Below are 6,730 nucleotides of genomic sequence, written 5' to 3' on the forward strand. Positions count from 1 at the left end.
CGATGGCGGCGGGCCCCCGGAGCAATGCCGGAGTGAGGGCATGCCGAGCCTAAGCGAGGCACCGAATGGAGGGGCAAAGCGTTTTGGTTCCTTTTGGGCGTTTGCAAAAGGGACTCGCTGTAAGAGCGAAACCGCCAGCCGCCATAACCGCAGCAACGGATATGCCCCCAATCCCAAAACATTAAAAGTAAGCCATCGAGCAGGGCTTTATTGCGAAGGCAAAAGTTTGAATCAGATCGAAACATTCCAGCGAATCTGCGTAATCCCCAATCGCTGAGCCTGCACCCGCGCCGTTTCGAGACTCGCATGTGCAGCAATTTGCCGCCCCGCCTGCGGATAAGCATGCGCAGAAGCCGAATGGATGGCCTCGACATCTGAAAACTGCACCGCCAACTTGAAAAAATGCTGTCGCACCCCGTCAAACAGATAATGCACCGCATAAGGAACGAGTTCACTCATGTATTCCTCCAGAGGTCGGCAGGACATTGGCTCAATAGTCAAATAGAGACTTCAGAGAGATCTGCGGCGCAAACAACGTGCCGAAAGATGAAGGCTGAAAAAACAGGAGGCTCAACTGAGCCTCCTGCTATTGAGAGTGTTTCGCCATGAGGTTCGTTCAGTTCTTTTGCCGAACAGACCCTGCATATGCTTTCAAACGTCGTCCAACTGCCCAAAATCGGGGTGTGCGGCTCGATAACCCAAGGTCTTGTCGATCCAGGCGTTCAGCTCGTTGACCATGACCGGCGGTTTGCCGGGGTAACCTTCGAGGGCTGAGCGCAGGAGATTGTTAATATCGGCGATTAAACGCAGGTTTCTGGTGTGTATGTATTGGCTGATAAAACAGTCGAGCTGGAAGTGTTCTGTCGTCGATAGATAAACGCACGCCAGACCACCGACTTGATTAATTGCATAATCGTCGCGCAATTGGGTTCTCTGCAGGGTTTGTAGTTGCTGGGATTTCCGTACTTTGTTGACTCTTTGGTCAACGGGGTGGTGCCGAAGGGAAACGCGGCGCGCATGCTATCCGTAGTTATTCTAAATGTATGTAGGGTGGCCCCGAGTGTCAGACAAGCGGTTGAAGCACCACGATTGAAACTTATGCAACTGTCTCTGTGTTGAAACACTGTGTGTAACGTTGAAGTGTTAAAGGCATATATATCACTGCAACGTCTGCATGACTGTCGATATTGATAATCTCATCATTCAGCGCCCGGTCCGGCTGGCGGTCAGGGCCACGTTGTCGAGCAACGACGGCTATATTGAGAAGTCCGGTCCGCTGCAGCGTTGCTCCATCGACCAAGAAGGACTGGCCGAAAAGGATCACGCATGCGTTGAAACCGGGCCTGATCCAAGGAGAAGGCAGTTTTCTGATTCATCCAAGTTGAACAAACAATCTCTTTAAACCCTCCCGGCGTCACGCCATGCCTGGATGCGTTTTAAAGCCAGTTTTTTTGAGTTTTCAATCAGGAGATCATCATGAAGCAGCTCGACAAAGTACTTTATACCGCCAAGGTTCATACCACGGGCGGACGGGACGGCGCATCACGCAGCTCCGATGGTCGTCTCGACGTCAAGCTTTCCTCGCCGGGTGGCCCGGGCGACGGCACCAACCCTGAGCAGTTGTTCGCCACCGGCTGGTCCGCCTGCTTCATCGGTGCGCTGCAAGTGGCGGCCGGCCAAATGAAGATCAAGCTTCCGCCTGACCTGAGCATTGACGCCGAAGTTGACCTGGGCACCAACGCAGGCGGTTACCTCGTGCAGGCTCGCCTCAACATCAGTCTGCCGGGAATGGATCGCGAAACGGCTCGGGCGCTGGTGGATAAAGGGCACGAACTGTGTCCGTACTCGAAAGCCACACGAGACAACATCAACGTCGAGATCAACCTGGTCTGAGCTGACGCTTAACGCGGATACGGTTGTTTGTCAGCGCAAGGGTGAAGCGCAATGCTTCCCCCTTGCGTGATGACGGACAGACCTGATTGCGGGTTATCTGTTGAACTGGTCCGTGTAGCTGCCGCTCATGACATCGGACGCAACTCTATCGGAGCCCACGCCAACGCGTGATGCATACGCAAGACGAGAGGCGCCCACACGTTCAGAACCGTCGGCAGCCAGCCGATTGGTGCCTATGCGATCCGAACCATCAGAGGCGACCTGACCAGCACCGACATGATCCGAGCCGTCGGAAGCGACCTGACCGGCGCCGACATGATCCGAGCCGTCGGAAGCGACCTGACCAGCACCAACATGATCGGAACCGTCGGAAGCCACCTGACCAGCGCCAACATGATCCGAGCCGTCGGACGCTACCTGACCAGCACCGACATGATCCGAGCCGTCGGACGCTACCTGACCAGCACCGACATGATCGGAGCCGTCGGACGCCACCTGACCAGCGCCGACATGATCGGAACCATCAGAAGCCACCTGACCCGCACCAACATGATCGGAACCATCGGAAGCCACCTGACCGGCGCCAACATGATCAGCCCCATCCGAGGCCACCGCTGGGGCTTCTCCGGCCCAGACGCCTGTTGCGACCGTTGCCGCGACGGCGAATGCAACGCCTGAAAAAAACTTGAATTTCATGATCTTCTCCACCACCCGTTGGTCACGAAGCAATCGAGCGCAGCCCGGCAATTGGTCCTGGCAACACGATTCATTCGGTTCGGGATTACAAACGTTGACGATTGGCACGGGCGCACCGCACAGGCGCACGGGTGTCGACGTTGTACATAACGCGCGGAAAATTAACTCAAGCAGTATAGGCCGCCCGCCTGGCCTCCGACACTGCTTCACGACCGCCCGTAACCCGGTCCGAGGGACGGTCTACGCTTCGCTATTCTTCACCACACGGACCGCGAGGCTGTCGAATGTCTGGCCGGCGGCACGAGGGCCAGAAACAAAAGTCTGGCGACACGGTTGCAGGGTGAACAGAGGATGCAATGATGAAGATGTTACTGATGGTCGAATGCCCTAATGAACCCTTCAACTCGCTGGTCAAGGCCGGGAAGGTGGGCGAGGTTATTGAGCGCATCCTGGAAAGCATCAAGCCGGAGGCGGCGTACTTTACCGAGCAGGATGGAAGGCGCGGCGGGATCTTTCTGGTCGACGTAAAAGACTCCTCCGACATCCCCGCGTTTGCGGAACCCTTTTTTCAAAACTTCAACGCCACCTGCAAATTCCGCATCGTGCTGAGCCCCGAGGACCTGCAAAAAGCCGATCTGGAATCCCTCGGGCAAAAGTGGGCATCCAGTTAAGCCATAACACAACCCGTGTAGCAGCTGCCGAAGGCTGCGTTCGGCTGCGCAGCAGTCGTGAAATCAGAACTTGCGGTGAGTCAGACAAACCGTATTTACAGGATTGACGACTGCTGCGCAGCCGAACGCAGCCTTCGGCAGCTGCTACACGAAAAAGTGCTGCGGCGGAAATGGCGTATGGACCCGTTTCTCGGATCTGACCGAGCGGGGCAAATGTGATGTAAATCCGCCTCATCGAGTTTCAAAAACCGCAACTGCCCATGCCTCTGTGCGACAACCCTTATCCCTCTACGAAAATTACTTTCGCCTCGTTTGATAATCACGCCTCGAAATGTTTTAAGAGTTTCACAAATTTTCGACGTGACCCTCTCGAGGAGTACCGCATGACCCTGTCCTTCGGCTATTGGCTGCTGGTGTATGCCGCCATCGCCATCATTGCGCTGATCGTGCTGATCGCCCGTTACCGACTCAATCCGTTCATTGTGATTACCCTGGTCTCGATCGGCCTGGCCTTGCTTGCCGGGATGCCGGCGTCCGGGGTGGTCGGCGCGTACGAGGCCGGTGTCGGCAAGACCCTGGGGCACATCGCGCTGGTGGTGGCGCTGGGCACCATGCTCGGCAAGATGATGGCCGAGTCCGGTGGCGCCGAGCAGGTGGCGCGCACGCTGATCGACCGCTTCGGCGAGAAAAATGCGCACTGGGCGATGGTCTGCATCGCCTTCCTGGTCGGCCTGCCGCTGTTCTTCGAAGTCGGTTTTGTGCTGCTGGTGCCGATCGCCTTTACCGTGGCACGGCGCGTCGGCGTGTCGATTCTGATGGTCGGTTTGCCGATGGTCGCCGGGCTTTCGGTGGTGCATGCGCTGGTGCCACCGCACCCGGCGGCGATGCTGGCGGTGCAGGTCTATCAGGCCTCGGTGGGGCAGACCTTGCTCTACGCGATTCTGATCGGTATTCCGACCGCGATCATCGCCGGTCCGCTGTACGCCAAGTTCATCGTGCCGCGCATTCAGTTGCCGGCGGAGAACCCGCTGGAGCGGCAGTTCCTCGACCGCGAACCGCGCGACAGCCTGCCGGGTTTCGGCATCACCATGGCGACCATTCTGCTGCCGGTGGTGCTGATGCTGATCGGTGGCTGGGCCAACCTGATTTCGACGCCGGGCAGTGGGTTTAACCAGTTCCTGCTGTTCATCGGCAACTCGGTGATCGCCTTGCTGCTGGCGACCTTGCTGAGCTTCTGGACCCTCGGCCTGGCCCAGGGTTTCAACCGCGAATCGATCCTCAAATTTACCAACGAATGCCTGGCGCCGACCGCCAGCATCACCTTGCTGGTCGGCGCCGGTGGCGGCTTGAACCGTATTCTGGTGGACGCCGGCGTCACCGACCAGATCGTCAGCCTGGCCCAGGTCTTCCACCTGTCGCCGCTGCTGATGGGCTGGCTGTTCGCCGCGTTGATGCGCATCGCCACCGGTTCCGCCACGGTGGCCATGACCACCGCCTCGGGAATTGTCGCGCCGGTGGCCGTGGGCCTGGGCTATCCGCATCCGGAGTTGCTGGTGCTGGCGACGGGCGCGGGCTCGGTGATTTTTTCCCACGTCAACGACGGTGGCTTCTGGTTGATCAAGGAATACTTCAACATGACCGTTGCCCAGACCTTCAAGACCTGGACGGTGCTCGAAACCATCATCTCGGTCGTCGCTTTCGCGCTGACCGTGGGCCTTTCTTACCTGATCTAGCGCGTCGAGCGTTGACCGCTCGACTACTTCCGATCGCTTGCGAAATTCAATGCTCATGGTCACCCATCGGGCGCGACATTGTGCGCGCCGCCGTTGGGTACCAGTGGCGGATTGCGGTCGGTGAACAGTCAAAAAAAACATAAAAAAATCACCCTGGAGCACCGTATGTTGAAGCGAGCAATCCCCACCGCAATCCTGATGGCCACCAGCTCCCTGTGCGCACAGGCAGCAGACTCTGCCTCACATGGTTTTCTGGAGGACAGCAAGGCCAGCCTCTCGATGCGTACCTTGTATTTCAACAGTGACAACCGCGACGGCAGTGCCGACCCTTCGAAAACCGAGGAGGCGGCGCAAGGTTTTGTGCTGCGCTATGAGTCCGGATTTACCCAGGGCCCGGTCGGGTTCGGGCTCGATGCGCAGGCGCTGCTCGGCGTGACGCTGGACAGTGGAGCGGGGCGCCACGTCGGTAGCGGCATGATCCCGACTGACGGCGACAGCGCGGCTGATGCCTGGAGCAGCTTCGGCCCCACCGCGAAGATGCGTATGGCAAAGACCGAGTTCCGCTACGGCACGCTGCTGCCAAAACTGCCGATTCTGCTGTCGAACGATGCTCGGGTATTGCCGCAATCGTTCACCGGTGCGCAGATCACCTCAAACGACATCGATGGCCTGATGCTGACGAGCGGTGTGCTTGAGCACGCGGTCGGTCGCGCCTCAACTGACCGCACCGGTCTGTCGGTGGCGGGCAGCACCCAGGACAGCAACAAGTTCTACTTCGCCGGGGGTGACTACAACCTCACCAAGGACCTGAAGGCCCAGTATTACTTCGCGCAATTGGAAGACTTCTACAACCAGAACTTCTTGGGCCTGACCCATGTTCTGCCCATCGACGGCAAAAGCTCCTTTACCACCGACCTGCGTTACTTCCGTACCACGTCAACGGGCGCAAACAGTTCTGCAGCGGGCAGGGCCCAAGGTTATCGGGTATCGGGTTACACCGACGACAACAACGGTGAAATCGACAACACCACCTGGGTGGCGATGATCACCTATGCCAACAGTGGTCACGCGGTGTCGCTCGGGCATCAGCAAGTGGGGGATGGCAGCAACTTCGTCCAGCCCAATCAGGGCAGCCTGGTCGATAAAGGCGCGGGTGGCGGCAGCGTTTACTTGCCTACCGACCGCATGATCCAGAGCTTTGCGCGTGCGGGTGAGCAGACTGATTTCGGTCAGTACAGCTTTGACTTTGCGCCTTTGGGCGTGCCGGGTTTGAAAGCCACCATCGCGTATTTGAAGGGGACGGACATCAAAGCCCGGAACGCGGCGGATCAGTCTGAGTGGGAGCGTGATATGACCCTGGATTACGTGCTGCAATCGGGCACATTCAAAGGTGTCGGTTTCAGCTTGCGCAATGGCAAGTCGAATACGGACGCTGGACGTAACGTGGATCAGAATCGCTTTATCATCAACTACACGCTGTCGTTGTTGTAACCGACTGGAGGGTGATTCCTGCTTTTGTTTATTGGGGGCATATCCGTTTTTTTGGTGATGGCCGCTATGGGTTCCGCCCTTACGGCGGGTCACTTTCGAAAAGCGCGAAAGTAACCAAAGCGCTTCTGCCCTTTCGTTCGGTGCCTCGCCTAGGCTCGGCATGCCCTCGCTCCGGTCCTGCTCCGTGGGCCCGCCGCCATCGGCCATCCCTGGCCGGGGGCGGCTAACCCGGCATCCCTGCCGGGT

8 protein-coding genes are annotated in these 6,730 nt (G+C 58.2%); 6 read left to right on the plus strand and 2 right to left on the minus strand.

The features are described 5' to 3' along the window. Positions 1–231 precede the first annotated feature (231 nt). Together ACIPL2_RS34885 and ACIPL2_RS34890 are read right to left on the minus strand one after the other, a co-directional pair. On the minus strand, positions 232–459 hold the full coding sequence (locus ACIPL2_RS34885) for a DUF6555 family protein (RefSeq protein WP_401365314.1): 228 nt from the start codon (positions 457–459) through the stop codon (positions 232–234). 192 nt (positions 460–651) lie between these two features. Beyond that, positions 652–924 (minus strand): hypothetical protein, encoded by a 273-nt coding sequence (locus ACIPL2_RS34890; RefSeq protein ID WP_401365317.1) that lies wholly within the window; start codon positions 922–924, stop codon positions 652–654. A gap of 250 nt (positions 925–1,174) precedes the next feature. On the opposite strand from ACIPL2_RS34890, the gene ACIPL2_RS34895 reads away from it, so the two are divergent. The 6 genes from ACIPL2_RS34895 to ACIPL2_RS34920 all read left to right on the plus strand — a co-directional run bounded on the left by ACIPL2_RS34895 (position 1,175) and on the right by ACIPL2_RS34920 (position 6,484). Beyond that, positions 1,175–1,402, plus strand: a complete 228-nt coding sequence (locus ACIPL2_RS34895) for a hypothetical protein (protein ID WP_401365320.1) — start codon at positions 1,175–1,177, stop codon at positions 1,400–1,402. A gap of 74 nt (positions 1,403–1,476) precedes the next feature. Continuing rightward, a complete protein-coding gene (locus ACIPL2_RS34900; RefSeq protein ID WP_401365323.1) occupies positions 1,477–1,893 on the plus strand; it encodes an organic hydroperoxide resistance protein in 417 nt (138 codons plus the stop codon). 276 nt (positions 1,894–2,169) lie between these two features. Further along, positions 2,170–2,571: a pentapeptide repeat-containing protein gene (locus tag ACIPL2_RS34905; protein WP_401365326.1), complete on the plus strand. Its 402-nt coding sequence runs from the start codon at positions 2,170–2,172 to the stop codon at positions 2,569–2,571. Between the two features lie 377 nt (positions 2,572–2,948). Further along, positions 2,949–3,260 carry a panthothenate synthetase gene (locus tag ACIPL2_RS34910; RefSeq protein ID WP_401365328.1) on the plus strand — a complete coding sequence of 104 codons (312 nt, stop codon included), beginning with the start codon at positions 2,949–2,951 and terminating at the stop codon, positions 3,258–3,260. A gap of 383 nt (positions 3,261–3,643) precedes the next feature. Next, positions 3,644–4,993 (plus strand): gluconate:H+ symporter, encoded by a 1,350-nt coding sequence (locus ACIPL2_RS34915; RefSeq protein ID WP_401365331.1) that lies wholly within the window; start codon positions 3,644–3,646, stop codon positions 4,991–4,993. A 165-nt stretch (positions 4,994–5,158) separates the two neighbouring features. Then, a complete protein-coding gene (locus ACIPL2_RS34920; protein ID WP_401365334.1) occupies positions 5,159–6,484 on the plus strand; it encodes an OprD family porin in 1,326 nt (441 codons plus the stop codon). Positions 6,485–6,730 lie beyond the last annotated feature (246 nt).

It is taken from the genome of Pseudomonas sp. NPDC086251 (assembly GCF_044746405.1).
Taxonomy (GTDB): Bacteria; Pseudomonadota; Gammaproteobacteria; order Pseudomonadales; family Pseudomonadaceae; genus Aquipseudomonas.